The organism is Bradyrhizobium sp. GW821-FHT13H05 (genome assembly GCF_058804065.1).
In genome coordinates, this window is the sequence record NZ_JBXAPO010000018.1 from 23,124 (window position 1) to 47,654 (window position 24,531).

Sequence of the window (24,531 nt, forward strand, 5' to 3'; positions counted from 1 at the left end):
GCGATGACGGCTGCCACCCTCTCCACCGACCAGCTCTCTCCCGGCCAGGCCGCCTGGCGGCGCTTCCGCCGGCATCGCCTGGCGCTCGCGGGCGCGGTGATCATCCTTGTGCTCGTCTTGGGCTCGGCGTTCGGCCCATATTTCCTGCCGTTCGACGACACCTATATCGACATCATGAAACGGTTCGCGCCGCCGCTGTCGGGCGCGCACATCCTCGGCACCGACGAGCTCGGCCGCGATGTGCTGGCGCGGCTGATGATGGGCGGGCGTATCTCGCTCTCGATCGGCATCGTCGCGATGGTGATCGCGATGGTGGTCGGCATCGCCGTCGGCGCCTTTGCCGGCTTCTATGGCGGCGTGGTTGGCGCGGTGCTGATGCGGCTCGTCGATTCCGTGCTGTGCTTTCCGACCATCTTCCTGCTGCTCGTGCTCGCAGCGCTCATCGAGCCCGGCTTCGTCACCACCACCGTGCTGATCGCGGCCACCGCCTGGATGTGGGTGGCCCGCGTCGTCGAGGCCCAGGTCCGATCGCTCAGGGAGCGCGAATTCGCCGTTGCCGCGCTCGCCTTCGGTTCGTCGAACCTGCGGATCATGTTTCGCGAGCTCGTACCCAATGCGATCGCACCGATCGTGGTGGCGGCAACGCTGAACGTTGCGAAAGCGATCCTGCTCGAATCCTATCTCAGCTATCTCGGCTATGGCATCCAGCCGCCGGCCGCGAGCTGGGGCAACATGCTCAACAACGCGCAGATCTATCTCACCAGCGCGCCCTGGCTCGCGATCGCGCCGGGCCTCGCCATCACGCTGGCGGTGACGAGCTTCAACTTCCTCGGTGACGGCCTGCGCGATGCGCTCGATCCCAGGATGAACATCCCATGACGAGCAAGACCTCGATCGAACTGATTTCCAGGAGTGTCCCATGTCCCCGCCGCTCAACCGTATAAACAGCGATGAACGCCTGCCGGCACAGGCAGACGTCGTCGTCATCGGCGGCGGCGTGATTGGTGTTTCCGCGGCCTATCATCTCGCGAAGAAGGGCCTGTCCGTCGCCCTCGTCGAGAAGGGACATGTCGGCGGCGAGCAGTCGAGCCGCAATTGGGGCTGGTGCCGCCAGCAGGGCCGCGCCCGCGAGGAGATCCCGCTGGCGCGTGAGGCGCTGCGGCTGTGGGAGGACATGCAGAACGATGCCGGTGTCGATGCCGGCTTCCGCCGCACCGGCGTGCTGTTCCTGACCAAGAGCAAGGACGAGCTGGCCGGCTGGGAGCGCTGGGCGGCGATCGCGCGCGAGCAGCAGGTCCACTCCACCGTCCTGACGCCGGCCGAGGTCGCCGAGCGGCTGCCCGGCAACGCCGACAAATGGGTCGGCGGCCTGCACACGCCGAGCGATGGGCGTGCCGAGCCGTCGATGGCCGTGCCTGCGCTCGCCACCGCCGCGCGAAAGCACGGCGTCACCATCCACCAGGGCTGCGCCGCGCGCGGGCTGGAGACATCAGGCGGGCGCGTCAGCGCCGTCGTCACCGAGAAGGGCACCATCCGCACGCAATCGGTGCTGCTGTCGGGCGGCGCGTGGTCGTCGCTGTTCTGCCGGCGCCATGGCATCGAGCTGCCGATTGGTCTCGTCAACGCCACCGCGTGCCGGACCACGCCGGGACCGGAGATCACGTCAGGCGCGCTCGGCACCGATTTCTACTGCATCCGACGCCGCCTCGACGGCGGATTTACCCTCGCGCTGCGCAACCGCGGCACGGTCGAGCTGTCGCCCGACCTGTTCCGCTACGCGCGGACCTTCTGGCCGACCTATCTGCATCGTCGCAACGGCCTGAAGATGTCGTTCGGCAAGTCGTTCTTCGACCAGCTCATGCGTGGCACCAGCTGGAGCTTCGACAAGCCGTCCCCGTTCGAGACCGAGCGGGTGCGCGATCCCGCACCCGACATGTCGCTGGTCAATGCGGCGCTCGCCGCGCTGATCAAGTCGAATCCCGAGTTGAAGGACATCGAGGTCGCGGAGGCCTGGGGCGGCACCATCGATTGCACGCCGGACACGATCCCGGTGATCTCGCCGGTCGATGCGCTGCCGGGCTTCTTCCTCGCCACCGGCTTCTCCGGCCATGGTTTTGGCATCGGCCCCGCCGCCGGCAAGCTCGCCGCCGATATCGTGACCAATTCGACGCCGCTGGTCGATCCGGCGCCCTATAGCCACAAGCGCATGATCGACGGCCGCCGGCTCGCGCCGGTCAGCCCGTTCTGAGAGCGACTGCGACATGACTGTTCTCTACAAGGCCAACATGGTGCGCGGCGCGGAGTGGGCGCGCTACTTCGCCGAGCGCGCGCCGGACGTGCCGTTTCGGGTCTGGCCGGATATCGGCGATCCCCAGGCGGTGCGCTATCTGGTGGCCTGGCAGCCGCCGGACGATATCGCGGCGATGTTCCCCAATCTCGAGCTGGTGTTCTCGGTCGGCGCCGGCGTCGATCAGTTCGACATCACCAAGCTGCCGCCGCATGTTCCGCTGATCCGCATGATGGAGCCCGGCATCACCGATCGCATGGTCGAATATGCCTGCATGTCGGTGCTGGCGCTGCATCGCGATCTCGTGCAGTTCATCGCCCAGCAGCGCGAGCAGGTCTGGCGCGAGCTCCCCGCGACGTACACAAGCGAGCGGCGTGTCGGCGTCATGGGGCTTGGCCTGCTCGGCCAGGCCGTGCTCGAGCGGCTCAAATCGTTCGGCTTCTCGCTTGCCGGCTGGAACCGTTCCCCGCGCAGCATCGATGGCGTCACCTGCTATGCGGGCGCGGAAGCCTTGCCCGATTTCCTGGGACAGACCGACATTCTCGTCTGCCTGCTGCCGCTGACAGCGGAGACGCGCGGCATCCTCGATGCAAAGCTGTTTGCGCGTCTGCCGCATGGTGCGCGGCTGATCAATGTCGGACGGGGCGGACATCTGGTCGAGGCCGATTTGATCGCGGCGCTCGATGCCGGCGCGCTGTCGGCTGCCGTGCTCGATGTTGCCGAGCCCGAGCCGCTGCCTGCGGGCCATCCGTTCTGGAGCCATCCGCGCATTCTTCTGACGCCGCACATCGCCAGCACGACGAAGCCGGAGACGGCCGTCGACTACGTGCTCGACACCATCGCGCGCCACCGCCGCGGCGAGGTTCTGCCGGGGCGTGTCGACCGTGATCGCGGCTATTGAGGGCGAGTTTGTAATGGTGACATCGGTGCAGCCGCGGGCTCCTCTTACCTCTCCCGCTTGCGGGAGAGGTCGGCGCGCAGCGCCGGGTGAGGGTTCTCTCCTCTTGGGGGGCCTCGATTGTGGAAGCACCCTCTCCCCAACCCTCCCCCGCAAGCGGGGGAGGGGGCGCACCTTGGCTGGGGAATGCACTGAGGTCTTCGCATGAGCATCAGCGCAACCGCGTCTGACCAACTCGTTTCCAGTGCACAGGCGCCCGTTCTCTCGGTCGCCGGCCTGACCACGTCCTTCCTGCGCGAGCAGCAATGGACTCCCGTCGTTCGCAATGTCTCGTTCGACGTCGCGCCACGCGAAACCGTGGCGATCGTGGGCGAGTCCGGCTCGGGCAAAAGCGTCACCGCGCTGTCGATCATGCGGCTCATCCCGAAGGAGAGCGGCCGCATCGAGGGCCGCGTCATGCTCACCGGCCGCGATCTGCTGACGCTGCCGGAAGCTGATATGAAGGACATCCGCGGCAACGATGTCGCCATGATCTTCCAGGAGCCGATGACGAGCCTCAATCCGGTGCTCACTATCGGCTTCCAGATTGCGGAAGCGCTGATCCAGCATCGCGGCCTGTCGCGTGCGGCGGCCGAGGCCGAAACGATCCGCCTGCTCGATCGCGTCCGCATCCCTGCGGCGAAGTCGCGCTTCCACGAGTATCCGCATCGCTTCTCCGGCGGCATGCGCCAGCGCGTGATGATCGCGATGGCGCTGGCCTGCAAACCAAAACTCCTGATCGCCGACGAGCCGACCACCGCGCTCGACGTCACCATCCAGGCGCAGATCCTGGAGCTGTTGAAGGAGCTCCAGCAGGAAGAGGGGATGGCGATCCTCTTCATCACCCACGACATGGGCGTGGTCGCCGAGATCGCGGACCGTACCGTAGTGATGTATGGCGGGCAGGCGGTCGAGACCGACGCGACCTCGCGCATCTTCGCCGCGCCCTCGCATCCCTACACGCGTTCGCTGCTCGCGGCGGTGCCGCGACTCGGCTCGATGGGCGGGCGGACGCGGCCGATGCGCTTTCCGATCGTCGACAAGGTGACGGGCACTTCGGACGAGCCGACGGAGACGCCGGATACGGTCTCGACCGCCGAGCGCCCGCTGCTTGAAGTCTCAAACCTCACCACGCGCTTTCCGATCCGATCGGGCCTGTTCGGCAAGGTCTCGGGTCGCGTGCATGCGGTCGAGAACGTCTCGTTTACATTACGTGCCGGCGAGACGCTGGCGCTGGTCGGCGAATCCGGCTGCGGCAAGTCGACCACAGGTCGCTCCATCCTCAAGCTGATCGAACCGGACAACGGCACGGTTCTGATCGACGGCCAGGATGTGCTTGCCATGAACGGCCGCACCTTGCGCGACTTCCGCAAGCAGATGCAGATCGTGTTTCAGGATCCGTTCGCGAGCCTCAATCCGCGGATGTCGGTGGGTACGGCGATCGCCGCACCGCTGCTGGCCAACGGGCTCGCCACCGCGTCGCAGGCGCGCGACAAGGTCGCCGATCTGCTCGTGCGCGTCGGCCTGACCGCCGACATGGCCGCGCGCTTTCCGCACGAATTCTCCGGCGGCCAGCGCCAGCGCGTCTGCATCGCGCGCGCGCTCGCGCTCGGGCCGAAGCTGATCGTCGCGGACGAGGCGGTCTCGGCGCTCGACGTCTCGGTCAAGGCACAGGTCGTCAATCTCATGCTCGACCTCCAGGCCAGCATGGGCCTTGCCTATCTCTTCATTTCCCACGACATCGCCGTGGTCGAGCGCATGAGCCACCGCGTCGCGGTGATGTATCTCGGCGAGATCGTCGAGATTGGCCCGCGCGCTGACGTGTTCGGCAATCCGCAGCATCCCTACACCAGGAAGCTGATGGCCGCCGTGCCGGTGCCCGACCCCGCGCGCCGCGGCACCAGGCGCGAGATCGCAAACGACGAGATCAGAAGCCCGGTGCGCGCGCCGGATTATCAGCCTCCGGTCCGGCAGTATCGCGAGATCACGCCCGGCCATGTCGTCCAGCTGTGGGATGAGGGAAGCTGGTCGTGAAAAAGAGACGCAAGGACACGCGCGGCAATCAGCCTGTGTCCGAGATCTGACTCAGGTCGCGCTCTCTGGACCGGTCAGCAGTCTGGCCAGCAGCCGGCCGCTCGGCGGCAGCGGTCGATTGATCGCCGAGATCAGCGAGAACTGGGTCGTGTAGCGAAACGCCTCGGCGCCGGAGACTTCCTCCAATTGATGGATCGGCCGCAGCATCTCGACGTAATGCCTCGGAAGGAAGCCGACAAACCCGCCGCCGACCAGCATCGTCGCCACCGCTTCCAGTCCGAAGGCGACAGCGCGTTGCTTGATATGAAGCCGCCGGGCGAGGTTTTGCGTGCGTCGATCGTTGGTTCGCGTCACCAGAACCACACCGTCGCTGCGCAGGGACTCCAGCGCAAGCGGCCTGGCTGCGGCCGTGTAAAGCCGGAATTCCTCGGCAAAGAGCGAGACATATTCGAGCTTGCTGTTGACGGCGGGCTGCCCGCTGATGGCCAGATGCAGTCGGCGCTCCAGCACGTCCTCGACCAGCGTTGTCGGCAGTCCGATCGCAATGTTCAGGGTAACATCAGGCGCGGCAGCACGAAACCGCGCCAGCGTGTCGGCCAGCCGGCAATGCGGGTTGGACAGGCAGTTGTCGGCGATGCCGATCTTCAGCTCGCCTGACAGGATGTTCCGCGCCAGATTGAGCTCGTGATGCACCATTTCGAGCGCGTCGCAGGCTGCGATGCTGGCGAGCAGGGCCCTGTGGCCGAAATCGGTCAACTCGAATCCGGAAGGGCCGCGAAAGCACAGCCTGCTGCCGAGGCGGGTTTCCAGCGCGAGCAGATGCCGGCTGATGGTCGATCGCTCCATCCCGAGCTGGGCTTCTGCTGCGGTTAAACCGCCGGCCTCGGCGACGGCGCGAAAGATACGCAGCAACCTGAGATCGGTCTCCGTGAGCTGCGGAACGGGTGCCGGCGGGACGTGCTTCATGTTGCGATTCCTACAAGCATGGTTTCGGGAAAAATCATTCCGGGCGCTGCGCGCTCCGCGTTACCGTCGCTGAACATCCGGACGACGCGCGGTCCGGTCGCGTGGCGGCCAGATGCCGATTTGTTCGGCAAGACCAACCTGCTGTGACCTGGAGGACCTATGGTTCTGCCCCTGACGGTGCCGCCTTCGCTCAAGCACCAGAGCCTGCTCTGGTCGCCAATCTGCACCGATCTCGACGCTCTCGACGCGCACATTGCCATCCTCGGCATTCCCTACGGCAGCGCCTACGATGCCGCCGCGATCACCAATGATCAGTCGAAGGCACCCGATGCTGTCCGTTCGGTCACCGATCGCATCTGTCGCGGCCTGGAGCGCTACGATTTCGACGTCGGTGGTCCGATCTACGGCGGACGTGCCTTGAAAGTGGTCGATGTCGGCAACGTGCCTGCCGACATGACCGATCTCCGCAGCCACTCCGTCCGCGCTGAACAGGCGGTAAGCAAGATCCTTGCCGCAGGCGCCATGCCCATCACCATCGGCGGCGACCACGGCATTCCGATCCCGATTCTGCGCGCCTTCAAGGGCCATGGTCCGATCACGCTGATTCAGGTCGATGCCCATATCGACTGGCGCGACGAGGTGAACGGCGTTCGCGATGGCCTCTCGAGCCCGATCCGGCGCGCCTCCGAGATGCCCCACATCGGCGAGATCTTCCAGATCGGCATCCGCTCGTCGGGCAGCGCACGGACCGAGGAGGTCGAGGCGGCGGCGGCCTACGGCTCCAACATCATTCCGGCGTTCGAAGTGCACGACAAAGGCATCGAGTCAGTGCTCGACCGGATTCCGGAGGGCGGCCAATATTACATCACGATCGACGCCGATGGCCTCGATCCGACCGTCATGCCTGCCGTCGAGGGCCCGGCTCCGGGCGGGCTCACCTTCCATCAGGTGCGCAAGCTGATCCACGGCCTGGTGCGCAAGGGGCGGGTGGTCGGCATGGACATCGTGGAGATCACGCCGGCCATCGACGTCAACATGATCACCTGCATCACGGCCGGACGCCTGATCGTGAATCTGATCGGCGCGGCGGTGAGGGCGAATTATTTCGACGCGCCGCTCGCCTGAGGCGGCGGCAATCTTTGCGACCATCGACAACAGAAGGATCAGCCATGCGGAAGACCAATCGCACGATATTCGGCATCCTGGCCGGCAGCGCCTGCCTCGTGCTGGTCGCGAGCCAGCCTGCCTTCGCAGAGACGACGCTGGACAAGATCAAGCGGACCGGCGAATTGACGGTCGGCACTGAAGCCGCCTTTCCGCCGTTCGAATTCGTCAAGGACGGCAAGATCGTCGGCTACGGCTCCGACATCCTGGCCGAAGTGGTCAAGGAGTTCGGCGTCAAGAAGCTGAACCAGCTCGACCTGCCCTGGCAGGGCATCCTGCCGGGTGTGCTGGCCGGCAAGTTCGATTTTGTCGCGACCACGGTCGGCATCAACGCGGAACGCGCCAAGCGTTATGCCTACACCATGCCGATCGCCGACGGTCTGCCTTACGCCATGAAGCGCAAGGGCGACAAGCTCGCCAAGGTGGAAGACCTCAACGGCAAGGTGGTCGCAACGCAGCTTGCCTCGTCGACCGAGCCGGTCGCGCGTGCGCTCGATGCCAAGCTGAAGGCCGCGGGCGGGACCGGCTTCAAGGAGCTGAAGCTCTTCACCGCATACCCCGAGAGCTACGTGGCGCTCGCGAATGGCGAGGTCGATGCCGTGCTCCAGCCGCTGCCGAGCCTTGCTGCGCTGGTCAAGGACAAGTCCGATGTGTTCGAGCTGATGGCGCCGATACCTCAGGACGGCGTGCACCCCTATCTCGCCTGGGTGACGCGGCCTGACGACAAGGATCTGCGCGACGCCATTTCCGGGGTGATCCGCAAGATGCGCGACGATGGCCGCCTCGTGGCCCTTCAGAAGAAATGGTTCGGCTTCGAGATGACGATCCCGGATCAGGACTATCTCCCGCCCGGAGCCCTGTAGCCGTTCGCGCGGCGACCAGGGGAGAACGGCGGACCAGGCATTTCGACAGGAAAGGCCCGTGCCATGGGCTTCAAGCTCGACTATCTGCTGTCGATCCTGCCTCGCCTGATCGGCGCGGCGGCCGTGAACATCCGGCTGGCTGTTATCATCATGCTGCTGGCGCTTGCGCTCGGCACTGCGTTGACCATCCTCCGTGCGCAGAAGATCGCTTTGGTCAATGCATTCATCGCCGTCATCATCAGCTTCGTGCGCGGTACGCCGCTCCTGATCCAGATCTTCATCGCCTATTACGTGCTTCCGGCGGTCGGTCTCGACCTCTCGCCGGAAGTTGCGGGTGTCTCGGCCATCGCCTTCAACAGCATGGTTTTCGTCAGCGAGAGCATGCGCGGCGGTCTCGCCACCATCGACACCGGTCAGATCGAGGCTTCCACGGCGCTCGGGCTCCCGCCGCATGCCATCTGGCTCAGGGTGGTGCTGCCCCAGCTGTTCCGGCGCATCGTACCGGTCCTGATCAACGAGGCGACGATCGTGGTGAAAGGGACCGCGCTGCTGTCGGTGATCACCGTCGTCGACGTGCTGCGCACGGCGCAGCAGATCGCCAGCTCCAGCTACCGGCCGTTCGAGACCATGATCGGTTCGGCGCTCGTCTTCCTCGTCATCAATCTCGTCATCAGCCTGTCCGGCAGGCTCGCGGAGAGCCGCTTCGCTGCGGCGCGGGTCTAGCGCGATGCATTTCGATCCCGCCGTCCTGGTCGACTATTGGCCGCTGCTGCTGCAAGGGGCCTGGCTGACGCTCCAGGTCTCGGCTGCGGCCCTCGTGATTGGCTATGTCGCGGGGATTGCGATTGCCTTGATCGCGCTGATGCCGGGGTGGCTACCGCGGCTCGTCACCGGTTTCTATGTCGAGATCCTGCGCAACATTCCCTTCATCATCATTCTCTTCGTCGTCTACTACGGCTTGCCGTTCTGGGGCATCCGGCTGCCGGCGACCCTGGTCGGGACCGTAGCGTTGGCGCTGTTCGCCAGCGCCTATTATGCCGAGATCGTGCGCGCCGCGATTCTCGCATTGCCGCGCGGCCAGTTCGAAAGCGCGCGGGCCATCGGCATGTCGCCGGCGAGCGCGATGTGGCACGTGGTGGCGCCGCAGATCCTGCGCACCCTGGTGCCGCCGTCCACCAACATGACGCTGACCATGATGAAGGAGTCGGCCGTCCTGTCCTCCATCACGGTGCCGGAGCTCACCTATCAAAGCCTCGTGGTGCAGGGCAACACTTTCGCCCCCTTCGAGGTGTTCGCGGCCGTCGCCTCGATCTACTGGCTGATCGCCGCAATCATCGCGGAAGCGTCCAGGCGGCTGGAACGCAGCGTCGGCGCCGTTCAGGCCGAGGCGACCAGCCGCAACCGGATCGCCGACCGCTATCTGTCGCTGGTTGCGAGGAGGTCGTGATGAGCGCGGCGCCCGTCCTCCGCGTCGCCAACCTGACCAAGCGTTTTCACGGCGTCACCGCGCTCGACCAAGTCTATCTCGACGTGCATGCGGGTGAGATCGTCGCGCTGATCGGCCCGAGCGGATGCGGCAAGAGCACGCTGTTGCGCTGCCTGACCTGGCTCGAGCAGCCCGACGACGGCTTCATCGAAGTCGCAGGCAAGCCATTGGGGCGCGAATTGATGCCGGGCGGCGTCGTGCGCCGCCAGAGCCGCCGGCAGATCGACGCCCTGCGCCCGCAGGTCGGCATCGTGTTCCAGCAATTCCATCTCTGGCCGCACATGACGGCGCTCGAAAACGTGGTGCGGCCACAGATCGTGGTGCTCGGCCGGCCGCGGGCCGAGGCGATGCGGCGCGGGACAGAGTTGCTGACGCGGCTCGGGCTTGCGGACCGGATCGACCGCCATCCGCACGCGCTTTCCGGCGGACAAAAGCAGCGCGTGGCCATCGCCCGTGCGCTGGCGATGGATCCGGCCCTGATGCTGTTCGACGAGCCGACCTCGGCGCTCGATCCGGAGCTGGTCGGCGAGGTGCTCTCGGTGCTGCGTTCGCTCGCCGGGATCGGCATGACCATGCTGGTCGTCACGCACGAAATCGGCTTTGCGGCGAGTCTTGCCGACCGCATCGCGTTCATGGACCACGGCCGCATCCTGGAGGAGGGGCCGGCGCGCGACATCATGGCCGCGCCCAAGGAGCCGCGTCTGAAAAACTTTCTCGATCTGGTGCGGCCGGACCATCGCATGACCAAGACAACAACAAACCCCACGGAGTAAATCCATGTCTCGCATCAACCGGCCCTATGTCGGGATTCCGTCCTTCCTGCGCGCGCGGATCTGCGAGGATGTGTCGATGCTCGAGGCGGCCATTGCCGTCCTCGGCGTGCCCTTCGATGAAGGCTCGCCGTTCATGCCGGGCAGCCGCCTTGCGCCGCGCGCGCTGCGTGAGCACTCGCTGCGCTTCTACGGCAGCGGCAAGGGGTATTACGATCCGGAGACGAGGCGCGAATACCTGGTCGAGGAGATGTCACAGGGCCTGATCGCCGATGTCGGCGATGTCGACATCCATCCGGCCAACGCGCCGCGCACCTTCGAGAACATCACCGCGATGGTGCGCGGGATTCTCGATCGCGGCGCGCTTCCCGTGGTGCTCGGCGGCGATCATTCGATCACCTATCCGGTGTTTCGCGCCTTCGACGAGAAGCTGCACGTCATCCACTTCGATGCCCACACCGACTACGCGCCGTTCGAGAACGACCTGACCATCACCAACAGCCACGCCTTTCGCCATATCGCCGGCATGGACAACACGCTCAGCCTGACGCAGGTCGGCATCCGCAGTCTGCGTCATTCGCCGGCGCAGGTTGAGGATGTCATCGCCGGTGGCAATCGGATCATCCCGATGGGCGAATTCCGGCGGATCGGTCCGGAGGGGATCGCCGCTCTGCTGCCGGCCAATTCCCGCGTCTATGTCAGCATCGATGTCGACGCCATGGACATGTCGCTGGTCCCGGGCTGCGTCTCGGCCGAGCCGAACGGGATGAGCTATGTTGAACTGCGCGACAGCCTGAAGGCGATCGCCGAGCGGCACGACATCGCCGGCTTCGACTTCGTCGAGGTCAATCCGCCGCTCGATGTCGGCACCGGTGTCACCGCCTATCTCGGCGCGCTGACCGTCATTGAATTCCTCGGCCACATCTGCGCCCAGCCGCGCTGGGCCGCCCGCCGCAGTGCGCGCCGCGCCGCGTGAGCCTCACGAATTGACGTGCACGAAATCCCGCAGCAGCGGATAGATCTCGTTGTTCCAGCGCTTGCCGGAGAACACGCCGTAATGGCCGACGCCGGCCTGCATGTGGTGGACGCGGCGATAGGCGCGCACGCCGGTGCAGAGGTCCTGCGCGGCGAGCGTCTGGCCGATCGAGCAGATGTCGTCCTTCTCGCCCTCGACCGTCATCAGCCCCATGCGGCTGACGGCCTTGGTGTCGACGGGACGGCCGCGATGCATCAGCTTGCCCTGCGGCAAGAGATGCTCCTGGAACACGTCGCGCACGGTCTCGATGTAGAACTCGGCCGGCAGGTCCATCACGGCGAAATATTCGTCGTAGAAGGTCTTGATGCTGGCCGCCTTCTCCTTCTCGCCCTTGGCGATGTGGTTGGCGAGATCCATGTGCTGCTTGATGTGGCGCTCGAGATTCATCGAGACGAACGCCGTGAGCTGCACGAAGCCCGGATAGACTTTCCGCAAGGCGCCGCGGCATTGCACCGGCACGTAGTTGATCAGGTTCTGCTCGAACCAGTCGATCGGCCTGCTCTTGGCGAACTCGTTGACCCTGGTCGGCTGGATCCGCGTGTCGATCGGCCCTGCCATCAGCGTCAGCGTCGCCGGGCGCGAGGGATGGTTGCCCTCGCACATGATCGCGGCGGCCGCGAGCGCCGAGACCGACGGCTGGCAGATTGCGACCATGTGCGGGCGCGGGCCGAGCTGGCCCAGGAAGTCGATCAGGTGCTCGGTGTAGTCTTCGAGCCCGAAGCGGCCCTCGCTGCGCGGAATGTCGCGCGGATTGTGCCAGTCGGTGATGTAGACGTCGTGGTCCTGCAGCAGCGTCTTCGCGGTGCCGCGCAACAACGTCGCGAAGTGGCCGGACATCGGCGCCACCAGCAGCATGCGCGGCTGCTCGCCCACGCCTTCCTTCTTGAAATGCAACAGCGAACCGAACGGCGTCGCGTAGGCGATCTCCTCGGTGACCGCGACCTCGCGATTTCCGACCATGACGCTGTCGATGCCATAGGCCGGGCGGTGATAGGTGAGGGTGGAGCGCGAGATCATCTCCAGCGCGGCCGATAGTCGGCCAACCACCTGATCCGACATCCCCTGCGGCACCAGATGGAGGAATCTGAGTGCGGACGAGGCTCCAGCCCGAAACGGCGCCGTCAAATCCATGTGGTTCTGAAAGGCCTGATAATTCATCGACATCATTCTGAAACGCCCGTTTGTCCCGTGTTGCTATGCAATATCGAAGCCAAACAAGAGTCAAATCGCCCGGAAAACTGGCACGTCGCTTGCTGCTCATTTCGTAGGAAGCACAGATCATGGGCACGCCGCGGGTCGGGCGACGTGCCAGTATCAGGCGTGAGGGAAGGGCCATATGGCGAAGGCGACACTGACCATCAGCAGCAAGAACTACTCGTCCTGGTCGCTGCGTGGCTGGCTGCTGACGAAGTTTTCCGGGCTCGATTTCGAGGAGATCGTGACCGCGCCCGACGACGCCTCCGCGCGGGCCGAAATCCTGCTGCTGTCGTCGTCGATCCTGGTGCCGTGCCTGCGGCACGACGGCGCCACTGTCTGGGATACGCTGGCGATCGCCGAATACCTCAACGATGCGATGCCGGACGCCGGCCTGTTGCCGGATGACCGCGTCCAGCGCGCCCATTGCCGCTCGATCTGCGGCGAAATCCATTCCGGTTTCACCACGCTGCGCGCCTCGCTGCCGGTCAATCTGAAGGGGCACTTCCCTGGCTTCAAGATCTGGTCGCGCGCGCAGGCCGACATCGACCGGGTCTGGGCGATCTGGCGCGACTGCCTGGAGAAGTCCGGCGGCCCGTTCCTGTTTGGCGAGCGGCGCACCATGGCGGATGCGATGTACGCGCCGGTGGTGACGCGTTTCGTGACCTATGACGTCAAGCTCGAGCCGAAGCTCAAGGCCTATGCCGATACCATCATGGCCATGCCCGAGATGAAGGAATGGATCGCGGCGGCCAAGGAAGAGCCGGCCGAGATCGAGGAGCTCGAGGTCGAATATTAGGCAAGGTCAGCTCGGCGCTGCCTGTTTCGGGGGCGGGGACCGCCTGGGGCGCCGGCCGGAGCCATGCCTTTTCCGCCGTTAACCTTTGGCGCCGGCTCCAGGGCCGGGCCCGCGCACCCGCCGCACAGATCTTGTGCGCGCCGGCAGGACCGCATCGACATCTAGCCGTGAACAGGCGTGGACGAGGCGATTCGGCCGATTCGGACGCGATTCGTTCGAACCGCGTTCCGAAGGTTAAGGCGGAGCGCGGCCCCGTCGCATTTTGGAACAGAAGCTGCTGTCAGGCGACGCCGGAGTGCTTCATGCGCGGCAGACGCCAGCCGATCACGGTCGCCTCGACCGCGATGCCGGCCTCGTGGTTCTGCCAGCGTCCCTCGACGTAGCGGCAGGCGAACGGCAGTTGATACGTTCCGCTGTGATCCTCGCACAGCACTTCGACCGCCAGACCCGGTGGCGGTTCTCCGGCGCCATCGAATTCCGCCAGACGTCTATCGCGCGTTGCCATTCCAGAAATCTCCCCTAATCAAAGCCGCGGAACGAGCGCCCACTTCTTCCGCGTACGGTTCACCGCTCCCCGTCCAGAGGGAACGGGCCAAGCTCAACGCGAGAATGCGGTACGAGTGTGGTAGCCTCTCGCGACTGCGCTCAAAAAGCGCACATTGACGTGATCAATTTGACGAGGAACCTGCATGCTGCTTCGAAGTGTCGGCGCTTGTTGCACGACATTGCTGCTCGCCACGCAGGCCGTTGCGCCGGTCCGCGCGCAGGACGTGCCCGGCATCGAGATCTGCACCGTCGAGAAGACCATGGAGCGGCGCACGAGCTGCCTGCAGAGCAATGTCGATTTCCTTCAGAAGACGATTGCCAAGCTGACGCTCGACCACCAGCAGAAGCTGGATGCGGCCAATCGCCAGATTGACGCGTTGAAGACTGGCGTTGCCGGCTTGCAGAAGACGCTCGGCGATCTCCAGGCCGCGCAGGCGAAGATCGCGGAGGATGTGAAGAAGAAGCAGGACGCGCCGCCGCCGAAGGATGCGAAGGAGAAGTAGGGTGGATTAGCCCCGCGGCTGCGCGCAGCGCAGTCTGCTGGGTGTAACCCACCATGCTTCAGCGAATGCGGGACGAAGTTGGTGGATTACGCCTTCGGCCAATCCACCCTACGATTCCGCGCCCTGCGACTGCTCGACCGCAACGCTGGCATACCGTCCCGCTTGCTTGGCAAGGCGGACCTGTTTTGCCATAACCGCAGGCAAATCTTGCGTGTGGGGCCCGTGCCGGACATCCCGTGCAAGCCATAACAAGCAGCCGGGAGGGTCTCACATGTCCAGCGTCCGCGTTCTCGCCACCGACCTCGAATTTCCCGAAGGGCCGGTGGTGATGCCTGACGGTTCGGTGGTGCTGGTTGAAATCCGCGGCCAGCGCCTGACCCGCGTCTATCCCGACGGCCGCAAGGAGATCGTGGCCAAGGTGCCGGGCGGCCCGAATGGCGCAGCCCTCGGGCCCGATGGCAAGATCTACATCTGCAACAATGGCGGCTTCTCCTGGATCCCGACCGGCAAGATGATCATGCCGGGTCCGCAGCCGGAGGATTATCTCGGCGGCTCGATCCAGCGCATCGACCTGCAATCCGGCCAGATCGAGACCGTCGTGACCAAATGCGGCGAGCACGATCTGCGCGGACCAAATGATTTGGTCTTCGACAGGCACGGCGGCCTCTGGTTCTCCGATCTCGGCAAGCGCCGCCCCCGCGAGATGGATGTCGGCGGCATGTACTATCTCAAGCCCGGCATGAAGGAGATCGTGGAGGTCGTGCACGGCGTGCTGCCGGCCAACGGCATCGGTCTGTCGCCGGACGAGAACACCGTCTACATCGCGGAGACGCCGACGGGCCGGCTCTGGGCCTATGAGCTCTCCGCGCCCGGCACGCTGAAGCCGCGCGAGGTGATCTATCGCGGCGAGCGCGGCAAGCCGATCTGCGGCCTCGGCGGCTACCAGATGTTCGACTCGCTCGCGGTGGAAGCAAATGGCAACGTCTGCGTCGCCACGCTTGTGTCCGGCTGCATCTCGGTGATCGCGCCTGACGGCACCCTGGTCGAGCAGGTCCCGACCGGCGACCGCGTCACCACCAACATCGCCTTCGGCGGCCCCGGGCTGAAGACCGCCTACATCACGCTATCAGGCAAGGGCGAGCTGATCGCCATGGACTGGCCGCGCGGCGGTTTGCCGCTCAATTTCCTAAACAAATAAACGGTGCTAGTTACCGTCATTGCGAGCGAAGCGAAGCAATCCAGGAATGCGTCCGCGGTGACAGTCTGGATTGCTTCGTCGCTTCGCTCCTCGCAATGACGTAAGGAGAGTAAAAAATGCCCTGGCCTGATCCCATCACCCTGCGTGGACAGCACGCCCGTCTCGAGCCGCTGTCGCATCAGCATCGCGAGGGGCTGGTCGAGGCCGTCAAGGACGGCGAGCTCTCAAAGCTCTGGTACACCGCGATCCCGCAGCCGGAGAACATGGGCAAGGAGATCGATCGCCGTCTCGGCCTTCAGGCCGCGGGCTCGATGCTGCCGTTCACGGTGTTCGATGCCGGCGGCAACATCGTGGGCATGACGACCTACATGAACATCGACGCCACCAACCGCCGCGTCGAGATCGGCTCGACCTGGTACGGCAAGGGCGCGCAGCGCGGCCCGCTCAACACGCAGTGCAAGCTGTTGCTGCTCCGGCACGCCTTCGAGACGCTGAACTGCATCGCGGTTGAATTCCGGACCCATTTCTTCAACCACCAGAGCCGCCGTGCCATCGAGCGCCTCGGTGCCAAGCAGGACGGCATCCTGCGCAGCCACCAGGTTACGCCGAACGGCACGTTGCGCGATACCGTCGTTTACAGCATCACCGCCGCCGAATGGCCAACGGTGCAGACGCATCTCGAATTTCAACTCAACGACAAGCCGCGCTAAAGGCGGCCGAGGCACCATGGACAGATTTGATTATGTGATTGTCGGCGCGGGCTCCGCCGGCTGCGTGCTGACCAGCCGGCTGAGCGAAGATCCGAACGTTAGCGTCTGCGTGCTCGAGGCGGGCCCGAGCGACTGGCACCCGTACATCCATCTGCCGGCGGGCTTCATCAAGACCTTCCACATGAAGAGCATCAACTGGGCCTACCAGCAGGAGCCGGGGCCCTGGACCGGCGGGCGCAGCATCTACGCGCCGCGCGGCAAGACGCTCGGTGGCTCGTCCTCGATCAACGGCCACATCTACAACCGCGGCCAGCGCATGGATTTCGACACTTGGGCGCAGATGGGCAATCGCGGCTGGGGCTATGCCGACGTGCTGCCCTATTTCAGGCGGCTGGAGAAACGGGTCGGCGAGGGCGACAACACCTTCCGAGGTCGCGACGGCAATCTCACGGTCACCACGATGGACTGGCGCGATCCGCTCTGCGAAGCCTTCATGGAAGGCGCGGTGAGCCTCGGCATTCCCCGTAATCCCGATTACAACGGCGCGATCCAGGAAGGCGTCTCCTACTGCCAGCGCACCATCGACAAGGGCCTGCGCGTCTCCGGTTCGACCGCGTTCCTCAAGCCCGCGATGAAGCGGCCCAACGTGCATGTGCAGACGCACGCGCACGCGACCGAGATCATCTTCGAGGGCAAGCGCGCCGTCGGTGTGCGCTACACCAAGGGCGGCCGCGGCGGCACGCCGGTGGAAGTGCGCGCCAACAAGGAAGTGATCCTCTCCGGCGGCACCTATAATTCGCCGCAGCTGCTCCAGCTCTCCGGCGTCGGCTCGCCCGATCTGCTCAACGCTCATGGCATCCAGGTGCGTCACGCGCTGCCGGTCGGCGAAGGCCTCCAGGATCACTATGCCCCGCGCACGGTCGCGCGCGTCAAGGATATCAAGACCATCAACGAGCTTCGCCGCGGCGTCTCGCTGTGGATCGAGGCGCTGAAATGGGCCACCGCGCGCCGTGGCCTGCTCTCGCTGTCGCCGACCATGGTCTATTGCTTTTGGCACTCCGGCGAGAGCGCCGACAGCTCCGACCTGCAGCTCACTTTCACGCCGGCAAGCTACAAGGAAGGCGTGCAGGGCCAGCTTGAGGACCAGCCTGGCATGACCGTCGCGTCCTGGCAGCAGCGCCCGGAGAGCCGCGGCTATGTCCGCATCCGCTCGTCTGATCCCTTCGCGCCGCCGATCATCCAGACCAATTATCTCGACGCCGAGCTCGATCGCCGCGTCATCGTCGGCGGCATGAAGCTCGCGCGCAGGCTTTTGAAGTCCGCGCCCTTGTCGCCCTATTACGCCTACGAGGATTTCCCCGGCCCCAACATCAACACCGATGACGAATTCCTCGCCGCCGCCACCGAACGCGGCACCACCACCTTCCACCCCGGCTGCACCTGCCGCATGGGCCCGGCGGATTCGACCTGGGCGGTGGTCGACGACCAGCTCCGCGTGCATGGGCTAGAAGGGCTGCGCGTGATCGACGCCTCGGTCATGCCGCGCATGATCTCGGCGAACCTCAACGCCTCCACGATGATGATCGCGGATCGTGCCTCGGACCTGATCCGCGGCAAGGCCCCGATGGAAGCCGCGCGCATCCCGGACGCGGCGGTGGCGTAGGAAGATCTCGTGCCCCGGACGCAGCGCGGCGCTTCTCTAGCGGTGCGCTGCAGAGCCGGGGCCCATGTCTCCACGTAACCCGTTTCGCCTCCTGGGTCCCGGCTCTGCGCAGCAGCGTTGCACGCTGCAGCGCGTCCGGGACATGAGTGTGCCGGCACATTGCCCGACGGGCAAAACACCCCAACACCCCGTCAATCCCTCCCCGCAAAAATATTCCACTTTACCGAAATTCGGAATTGCGGCATAAGTCGAAACAGCCCGGCCCACGAAGAGGGGCGGTTCGCGAGTCGTTCGAAACGCGGGCCGGGTTGCGATGGACGCGGCAGCGTCGTGCGCGAGAGGCGCGGGCAGGGCGGGTAGTCCCTGTGAGCCCGAGGCTTCGTGCGGACGAGCGGCGCAAAAGTTCGGCGAAGCCTCTTGGCGAAGCCGGATGAGCTGCGTACGGCAAAACCGTGTGGTCCTGGCCGTCGTTGCTACGGTCAAGCCTTTCGCGGAGATGTGCGCGAGCCCAGCCGGGCAGACGGCATCGTCAATCCGCGGGGCGAGGGAGGCCAGAAGGAAAGTTCGGCTCCCGGGAGAGCACGGCATAAGCCGTCCGACCACTGCGCAGGGAAGGCCGTGTGTATGGCTTCACCTGTATGCCGCTGTGCAGTTTTTCTGCGTGTGCTTTCGCACAGCGGACCGTGGGTGCCAGCCGGCACCCGGTCTTCCCTGCGCCCTCTTTCTCTGGGGGGAGGAACGAAGCAAAGCTCGGGCGGACTGCGCCGCGAGAATGCGAAGATGTGTCTGCGAGCACGATGCGAATTGGAGGGCGACGCCGTCGCCTCTTGCTCCGTCATTGCGAGCGCAGCGAAGCAATCCAGTCTGCTTCCGCGGTGGGATTCTGGATTGCTTCGCTGCGCTCGCAATGACGATGGGGAGGGAGCGTGCGTCGAACTTCACTCTCGTGCCCCGGACGCAGCGCAGCGCTACTTCAGCGGTGCGCTGCGTCCGGGGCCCATCTCTCCGAGCAATTCGTTTCGCCTTCTGGTCCCGGCTCTGCGCAGCAGCGTTTCACGCTGCGGCGCGTCCGGGACACGAGAGCCTCAAACTTCCCTTCGGCTCAAGAACGCCAGCCGTTCAAACAAATGCACGTCCTGCTCGTTCTTCAGCAGCGCGCCGTGCAGCGGCGGAATGAGCTTGCGCGGGTCGCGCTCGCGCAGCTGCTCGACGCTCATGTCCTCGTTGAGCAGCAGCTTGAGCCAGTCGAGCAGTTCGGAAGTCGACGGCTTCTTCTTCAGGCCGGGCACCTCGCGCACTTCGAAGAAGATGCGCAGCGCTTCTTCGACCAGGCGCTTCTTGATGCCGGGGAAGTGGACGTCGACGATGCGGCCCATCGTGTCGGCGTCGGGGAACTTGATGTAGTGGAAGAAGCAGCGGCGCAGGAAGGCGTCCGGCAGCTCCTTCTCGTTGTTGGAGGTGATCATCATGATCGGGCGCTGCTTGGCCTTGATCGTCTCGCCGGTCTCGTAGACATGGAATTCCATGCGGTCGAGCTCGAGCAGCAGATCGTTCGGGAATTCGATGTCGGCCTTGTCGATCTCGTCGATCAGGAGCACCGGGCGCTGCTCGGCGGTGAAGGCTTCCCACAGCTTGCCGCGCTTGATGTAGTTCTTGATGTCGGAGACGCGGGCGTCGCCAAGCTGGCTGTCGCGCAGGCGCGACACCGCGTCGTATTCGTAGAGGCCCTGCTGCGCCTTGGTGGTGGACTTGATGTGCCAGGTCAAAAGCGGCGCGTTCAGGGCCTTCGCCACTTCCTCGGCCAGCACCGTCTTGCCGGTGCCGGGCTCGCCCTTGATGAGGAGCGGGCGCTCCAGCACGATCGAGGCGTTGACGGCAACCTTGAGATCGTCGGTCGCAACATAGTCCTTGGTGCCGGTAAATTTCATTGCGCGTCCTTGTTGGTCGTCGTCCCAGGCATTGCCGATGTCATGGCCCTGGTCGCGACATGGGAACGGCCGCTCATGGCGGCCGTTCCTGGTTCGGTCAGGCTTTCAGACCCGTTTTATCAGCGAAAGGATGACGAGCACAATCACCGCGCCGATCGTGGCGTCCACGATGGAGCCCAGCGTGCCCGTCGCGAGCGCGACGCCAAGCTGAGGCAGCACCCAGCCTGCGACCAGCGCGCCGATGATGCCGACCACCATGTTGCCGAGCAGGCCAAATCCCGCCCCGTGGACAATCTTGCCGGCAAGCCAGCCGGCGATCGCGCCGATGATGAGTGCTGCGAGAATTCCCATTGCAAACGTCCCCAAAACAACCTCGTGGTGCGCCCAATTCTAGAGCAAAAAGGCGTTGGGTCTACCCGCGCTCGCGATTTCGCTTCACCTCTCCCTATGGGAGAGGTGGACCGCCCCTTGACGTTCGCCACCCGACGGGCAATCTGTCACCCATGTTCCTGCAATTCTTCACCTCTCTGCGCGATGCGCAGGTCCCCGTGACGCTGCGCGAATACCTCACGCTGATGGAGGCGCTCGACGCTGATCTGTCGGACTACTCGGTCGAGAATTTCTACTATCTGTCGCGCACCTCGCTGGTGAAGGACGAGCGCAACCTCGACAAGTTCGACCGCGTCTTCGGCACGGTGTTCAAGGGGCTGGAAAGCCTGCTCGATGCCATGGAGAAGGCGGAGATCCCCGAGGAGTGGCTGAAGAAGCTCGCCGAAAAGTACCTCAGCGAGGAAGAGAAGAAGCAGATCGAGGCCATGGGCTGGGACAAGCTCATGGAGACGCTGAAGAAGCGGCTCGAGGAGCAGAAGGGGCGGCACCAGGGCGGCTCGAAGTGGATCGGCACCGCCGGCACCTCGCCGTTCGGGGCGCACGGCTACAATCCCGAAGGCGTCCGCATCGGCCAGGAGAAGAACCGCAACAACCGCGCCGTGAAGGTGTGGGACAAGCGCGAGTTCAAGGACCTCGACGGCAATGTCGAGCTCGGCATCCGCAACATCAAGGTGGCGCTGCGCCGCCTGCGCAAATTCGCCCGCACCGGCGCGCCCGACGAGCTCGATCTCGACACCACCATCCGCGAGACCGCCAATCACGGTTATCTCGACGTCCACATGCGCCCTGAGCGGCGCAACGCGGTGAAGCTGCTGGTGTTCTTCGACATCGGCGGCTCCATGGATTCGCATATCGAGCAGGTCGAGGAGCTGTTCTCGGCGGCGAAGAGCGAGTTCAAGCACATGGAGTATTTCTACTTCCACAACTGCCTCTATGAAGGCGTGTGGAAGCAGAACAAGCGCCGCTTTACCGACCGCACGCCGACCTGGGACGTGCTGCATAAATACCCGCACGACTACAAGGTCGTGTTCGTCGGCGACGCCTCGATGTCGCCTTACGAGATCATGGTGCCCGGCGGCTCGGTCGAGCACGTCAACGAGGAGCCGGGCTCGGTCTGGCTCGACCGCATCATCCGCACCTATCCGCATACGGTGTGGCTCAACCCGGTCGCGCAGAAGCACTGGGACTATTCGGAATCGACCACCATCATCAAACGCATCTTCGCCAACCGCATGTACCCGATCACCATCGAGGGGCTGGAAGGTGCGATGAAGGAATTGACGCACTAGCACTGCTGTCATTCCGGGGCGCGCGTAGCGCGAACCCGGAATCTCGCAGTTGTTGATGCCGATCGAGGTTCCGGGTTCGCTCGCTTCGCGATCGCCCCGGAACGACGGAAGAGAAGAAGGGAAGACCCATGCCCCAGACCATCACCCGCGGTATCAAGGCGCTGATCGACGAGGCCAATGCCGAGATCGAGACGCTCACCGCCAAGGACGCCATCGAGATCTCCAAGAACGGCGACGTCGTCATCGTCGACATCCGCGATCCCCGCGAGATCGAGCGCGACGGCCGCATCCCCGGTGCGTTCGCCTGCACCCGCGGCATGCTGGAATTCTGGATCGATCCGCAGAGCCCCTACGCCAAGCCTGTGTTCCAGGAGGACAAGAAGTTCGTCTTCCATTGCGCCGGCGGCCTGCGCTCCGCACTCGCCGCCAAGACCGCGCAGGACATGGGCTTGAAGCCCGTCGCCCACATCGCCGGCGGCTACGCCGCCTGGCGCGACGCCGGCGGTCCGGTGGAGCAGTGGGAGCCGAAGAAGAAGGGGTGAGGGGCGCGGTCTTCGCTCTCTCCACCCGTCATTCCGGGGCACGCGAAGCGTGAACCCGGAATCCATTCATCCACCAACACTGCCGCGCGATAGATTCCGGGTTCGTGCTGCGCACGCCCCGGAATGACAAGGAACAAGCCGCATGACCACCGATCCCCTCGTCTCCACCGAATGGCTCGCCGCCCACATCAACGACGCCAACGTCAAAGTCCTCGACGCCAGCTTCAAGCTGCCGGGTGTGCTGCCGCTGCCGAAGGACGACTATCTCGCCGCGCACCTGCCGGGGGCGGCGTTCTTCGACGTCGATGCGGTGTCGGACCACTCCAATCCGCTGCCGCACATGTATCCGAGCGCCGAGCAATTCGGTCGTGATGTCGGCAATCTCGGCATCGGAAATAGCGACACCGTCGTGCTCTACGATGCCGGCGGCTGGGTCGCAGCGCCCCGCGCATGGTGGATGTTCCTGGCCTTCGGCCACGGCAATGTGCGCATCCTCAATGGCGGCCTGAAGAAGTGGCGCGCTGAGGGCCGTCCGGTCGAAAGCGGCGAGGTGAAGCCGAAGCCACAAACCTTCAAGGCGAGTTACGATTCAAACCGCGTGCGCAGCATGCAGCAACTCGTCGCCAACGTCGAAAGCAGCAAGGAGCAGGTCATCGACGCGCGCGCCGCCGAGCGTTTCGAAGGCCGCGCACCCGAGCCGCGCGCGGGCATCCGCTCCGGCCACATCCCCGGCGCCCGCAACGTGCCCTACAATCAGCTGTTCGATGCCGCGACCGGCACCATGAAGCCGCTCGAGGACCTGCGTGCCGCCTTCACCGGCGCCGGCGTCAAGCTCGACGCGCCGATCGTGACGAGCTGTGGCTCCGGCGTGTCCGCCGGCGTGCTGACGCTCGCGCTGTATCGCCTTGGCGTCACCGACACCGCGCTCTACGACGGCTCATGGTCGGAATGGGGCCAGGAAAAAGGCCCGCCGATCGCGACCGGGCCGGCGTAGAGCGGCGACGACGGTGTGCTCCCTCGCCCCGCTTGCGGGGAGAGGGTTGGGGTGAGGGGGAGTCTCCGTGGGGGCGGTGAGAGTGAGACGCGTGGAGAGTCCCCCTCACCCGGATCGCAAGAGCGATCCGACCTCTCCCCGCAAGCGGGGAGAGGTGAACGATCACCGCGGGCGCGTCGTCGTCGTCGCGAAAGTCTGCTGCTGCTGCTGCTGCTGCGGCTGTCCGAACGGATCGAGCTGCTGAACCGGAGGCGGCGGGCGCCGCACGATGCGGTGACGCTTCTTCGGCTTGTTCGCACGGGGCTTGGCCGCGTTGCTGTCGGCCTTGGTCTTGGCCGGCGCGAGGTCGTTCAGCGCAGCCATCCTGGCGAGCGCAATGTCCGCCACGCGCGATGCCAGCACCGGGGCCGCGGTTCGCGGTGCTTCGGGGACGGTCGCGGCAGGCTTGGCCTCGGAGATCGATGCGGTGGTGTCGGCCTGGGTCAGCGTGTCGGCGGGAGCTGCGGCGTCCGTCGTGGCCTCGGCCTTGGCCGGTTCGGTGGCCTCAGTCCGCTGCGGAGCTTCGGCCTCGGTCGTCACTGCGGCAACTTGCTCGGGCTCGCTCATTGGCAGCGCAATGGTCGGCACCTGGTCGCGCAGCGACGGCGCCGGCTCGGCGGCCACCTCCGGCTCGGTGCGCAGGACCGCGAGCACTGGCTGCGCCGGCTCGGGCGCTTGCGCGAACACCTGCTCCTGCGGGCCATCCCGCCAGGAGGGATTGCTGACATACTGCTCATGGCTCGCCCGCAGCAGCGCGGCGGCGCCTAGGCCGAACACCAGGATGGAGGTTGACAGCAGGATCGCGGCAAACAGAAAGCGAAAGCCGGGAAGCATCGGACAGGTTACGAATTTCCGCCCCGGCGGCGTGGGTAGCCAGGGCCCATGAGCCATCTGAACGCGGTGACGGTACTGGTTGCCGCGTTCGCCACGCGGAATCGGAGTTCAAAGCGGCGGCGAATCAGGCTGATTCGAACATACCGCAACGATTCTGCGCCGTTCCGTAAAATCCGGGGCTGAAGACTCCGGCAATCTACGGCGCGAAGCGATTTCCATCCCCGTGATGCAACGGAGCAACGGTGTGCGCTCGCATCACAAATCGCTAAATCGGGCACAAATCAGCCTGTAATGTCTTGAATGTGCCGCTATCTTCGGTCATCTGGCCGTTAACGGTCCGATCGGGCCTGGGGACTATA

At 65.1% G+C, this 24,531-nt stretch carries 25 protein-coding genes; 19 read left to right on the plus strand and 6 right to left on the minus strand.

Annotated elements, in window-relative coordinates:
* The first annotated feature begins 3 nt into the window (after positions 1–3).
* From AC1RR3_RS33755 to AC1RR3_RS33770, 4 genes are all read left to right on the plus strand, one after another.
* Positions 4–879: an ABC transporter permease gene (locus AC1RR3_RS33755; protein WP_492828826.1), complete on the plus strand. Its 876-nt coding sequence runs from the start codon at positions 4–6 to the stop codon at positions 877–879.
* A gap of 40 nt (positions 880–919) precedes the next feature.
* A complete protein-coding gene (locus AC1RR3_RS33760) occupies positions 920–2,248 on the plus strand; it encodes an NAD(P)/FAD-dependent oxidoreductase (protein ID WP_492828827.1) in 1,329 nt (442 codons plus the stop codon).
* A 13-nt stretch (positions 2,249–2,261) separates the two neighbouring features.
* Positions 2,262–3,188 (plus strand): 2-hydroxyacid dehydrogenase, encoded by a 927-nt coding sequence (locus AC1RR3_RS33765; RefSeq protein ID WP_492828829.1) that lies wholly within the window; start codon positions 2,262–2,264, stop codon positions 3,186–3,188.
* Between the two features lie 201 nt (positions 3,189–3,389).
* Positions 3,390–5,258: an ABC transporter ATP-binding protein gene (locus AC1RR3_RS33770; RefSeq protein WP_492828831.1), complete on the plus strand. Its 1,869-nt coding sequence runs from the start codon at positions 3,390–3,392 to the stop codon at positions 5,256–5,258.
* Positions 5,259–5,309: 51 nt separating this feature from the next.
* On the opposite strand, the gene AC1RR3_RS33775 is transcribed toward AC1RR3_RS33770, so the two are convergent.
* A complete protein-coding gene (locus AC1RR3_RS33775; protein ID WP_492828832.1) occupies positions 5,310–6,224 on the minus strand; it encodes a LysR family transcriptional regulator in 915 nt (304 codons plus the stop codon).
* An 18-nt stretch (positions 6,225–6,242) separates the two neighbouring features.
* Here AC1RR3_RS33775 and AC1RR3_RS33780 point away from each other — a divergent pair, with 18 nt between their 5' ends.
* The 7 genes from AC1RR3_RS33780 (at position 6,243) to AC1RR3_RS33810 (ending at position 11,483) form a co-directional block, all read left to right on the plus strand.
* The gene (locus AC1RR3_RS33780; protein ID WP_492828834.1) at positions 6,243–6,371 is read left to right on the plus strand and encodes a hypothetical protein; all 129 of its coding nucleotides are present in this window, start codon (positions 6,243–6,245) and stop codon (positions 6,369–6,371) included.
* 12 nt (positions 6,372–6,383) lie between these two features.
* Positions 6,384–7,349 carry an agmatinase gene (locus tag AC1RR3_RS33785; RefSeq protein WP_492828836.1) on the plus strand — a complete coding sequence of 322 codons (966 nt, stop codon included), beginning with the start codon at positions 6,384–6,386 and terminating at the stop codon, positions 7,347–7,349.
* 44 nt (positions 7,350–7,393) lie between these two features.
* A complete protein-coding gene (locus tag AC1RR3_RS33790) occupies positions 7,394–8,251 on the plus strand; it encodes a transporter substrate-binding domain-containing protein (RefSeq protein ID WP_492828838.1) in 858 nt (285 codons plus the stop codon).
* Positions 8,252–8,314: 63 nt separating this feature from the next.
* Positions 8,315–8,974 (plus strand): amino acid ABC transporter permease, encoded by a 660-nt coding sequence (locus AC1RR3_RS33795; RefSeq protein ID WP_492828840.1) that lies wholly within the window; start codon positions 8,315–8,317, stop codon positions 8,972–8,974.
* A 4-nt stretch (positions 8,975–8,978) separates the two neighbouring features.
* Positions 8,979–9,698, plus strand: coding sequence for an amino acid ABC transporter permease (locus AC1RR3_RS33800; protein WP_492828841.1), 720 nt, complete (start codon positions 8,979–8,981; stop codon positions 9,696–9,698).
* The gene (locus AC1RR3_RS33805) at positions 9,698–10,510 is read left to right on the plus strand and encodes an amino acid ABC transporter ATP-binding protein (RefSeq protein WP_492828843.1); all 813 of its coding nucleotides are present in this window, start codon (positions 9,698–9,700) and stop codon (positions 10,508–10,510) included. Before AC1RR3_RS33800 ends, AC1RR3_RS33805 begins: the two co-directional genes overlap by 1 nt.
* A 4-nt stretch (positions 10,511–10,514) precedes the next feature.
* Positions 10,515–11,483, plus strand: coding sequence for an arginase family protein (locus AC1RR3_RS33810; protein WP_492828845.1), 969 nt, complete (start codon positions 10,515–10,517; stop codon positions 11,481–11,483).
* A gap of 3 nt (positions 11,484–11,486) precedes the next feature.
* Here the strand turns inward: AC1RR3_RS33810 and AC1RR3_RS33815 are convergent, their stop codons facing one another.
* Positions 11,487–12,710 (minus strand): polyhydroxyalkanoate depolymerase, encoded by a 1,224-nt coding sequence (locus AC1RR3_RS33815; RefSeq protein WP_492828847.1) that lies wholly within the window; start codon positions 12,708–12,710, stop codon positions 11,487–11,489.
* A gap of 169 nt (positions 12,711–12,879) precedes the next feature.
* Here AC1RR3_RS33815 and AC1RR3_RS33820 point away from each other — a divergent pair, with 169 nt between their 5' ends.
* Complete coding sequence (locus AC1RR3_RS33820) at positions 12,880–13,536, plus strand: glutathione S-transferase family protein (protein WP_492828849.1); 657 nt, start codon at positions 12,880–12,882, stop codon at positions 13,534–13,536.
* Positions 13,537–13,816: 280 nt separating this feature from the next.
* Here the strand turns inward: AC1RR3_RS33820 and AC1RR3_RS33825 are convergent, their stop codons facing one another.
* Entirely contained in the window at positions 13,817–14,041 is a 225-nt protein-coding gene (locus tag AC1RR3_RS33825; protein WP_492828851.1) for a hypothetical protein, read from the minus strand.
* Positions 14,042–14,225: 184 nt separating this feature from the next.
* On the opposite strand from AC1RR3_RS33825, the gene AC1RR3_RS33830 reads away from it, so the two are divergent.
* The 4 genes from AC1RR3_RS33830 to AC1RR3_RS33845 all read left to right on the plus strand — a co-directional run bounded on the left by AC1RR3_RS33830 (position 14,226) and on the right by AC1RR3_RS33845 (position 18,156).
* A complete protein-coding gene (locus tag AC1RR3_RS33830; protein ID WP_492828853.1) occupies positions 14,226–14,585 on the plus strand; it encodes a hypothetical protein in 360 nt (119 codons plus the stop codon).
* A gap of 271 nt (positions 14,586–14,856) precedes the next feature.
* On the plus strand, positions 14,857–15,783 hold the full coding sequence (locus tag AC1RR3_RS33835; protein ID WP_492828855.1) for an SMP-30/gluconolactonase/LRE family protein: 927 nt from the start codon (positions 14,857–14,859) through the stop codon (positions 15,781–15,783).
* Positions 15,784–15,899: 116 nt separating this feature from the next.
* Positions 15,900–16,493, plus strand: coding sequence for a GNAT family N-acetyltransferase (locus AC1RR3_RS33840; protein WP_492828857.1), 594 nt, complete (start codon positions 15,900–15,902; stop codon positions 16,491–16,493).
* Between the two features lie 16 nt (positions 16,494–16,509).
* Positions 16,510–18,156: a GMC family oxidoreductase gene (locus tag AC1RR3_RS33845; protein ID WP_492828859.1), complete on the plus strand. Its 1,647-nt coding sequence runs from the start codon at positions 16,510–16,512 to the stop codon at positions 18,154–18,156.
* Positions 18,157–19,241: 1,085 nt separating this feature from the next.
* Here the strand turns inward: AC1RR3_RS33845 and AC1RR3_RS33850 are convergent.
* Positions 19,242–20,084: an AAA family ATPase gene (locus AC1RR3_RS33850; RefSeq protein ID WP_008140272.1), complete on the minus strand. Its 843-nt coding sequence runs from the start codon at positions 20,082–20,084 to the stop codon at positions 19,242–19,244.
* Between the two features lie 105 nt (positions 20,085–20,189).
* Positions 20,190–20,435, minus strand: a complete 246-nt coding sequence (locus AC1RR3_RS33855) for a GlsB/YeaQ/YmgE family stress response membrane protein (RefSeq protein WP_492828862.1) — start codon at positions 20,433–20,435, stop codon at positions 20,190–20,192.
* Positions 20,436–20,587: 152 nt separating this feature from the next.
* Between AC1RR3_RS33855 and AC1RR3_RS33860 the strand changes: the two genes are divergently transcribed.
* The 3 genes from AC1RR3_RS33860 (at position 20,588) to sseA (ending at position 23,299) form a co-directional block, all read left to right on the plus strand.
* On the plus strand, positions 20,588–21,763 hold the full coding sequence (locus tag AC1RR3_RS33860) for a vWA domain-containing protein (protein ID WP_212329541.1): 1,176 nt from the start codon (positions 20,588–20,590) through the stop codon (positions 21,761–21,763).
* A 128-nt stretch (positions 21,764–21,891) separates the two neighbouring features.
* Positions 21,892–22,305, plus strand: coding sequence for a rhodanese-like domain-containing protein (locus AC1RR3_RS33865; RefSeq protein ID WP_007613708.1), 414 nt, complete (start codon positions 21,892–21,894; stop codon positions 22,303–22,305).
* A 142-nt stretch (positions 22,306–22,447) separates the two neighbouring features.
* On the plus strand, positions 22,448–23,299 hold the full coding sequence (sseA, locus tag AC1RR3_RS33870) for a 3-mercaptopyruvate sulfurtransferase (protein ID WP_492828864.1): 852 nt from the start codon (positions 22,448–22,450) through the stop codon (positions 23,297–23,299).
* 162 nt (positions 23,300–23,461) lie between these two features.
* Here the strand turns inward: sseA and AC1RR3_RS33875 are convergent, their stop codons facing one another.
* Positions 23,462–24,172, minus strand: coding sequence for a hypothetical protein (locus AC1RR3_RS33875; RefSeq protein WP_492828866.1), 711 nt, complete (start codon positions 24,170–24,172; stop codon positions 23,462–23,464).
* Positions 24,173–24,531 lie beyond the last annotated feature (359 nt).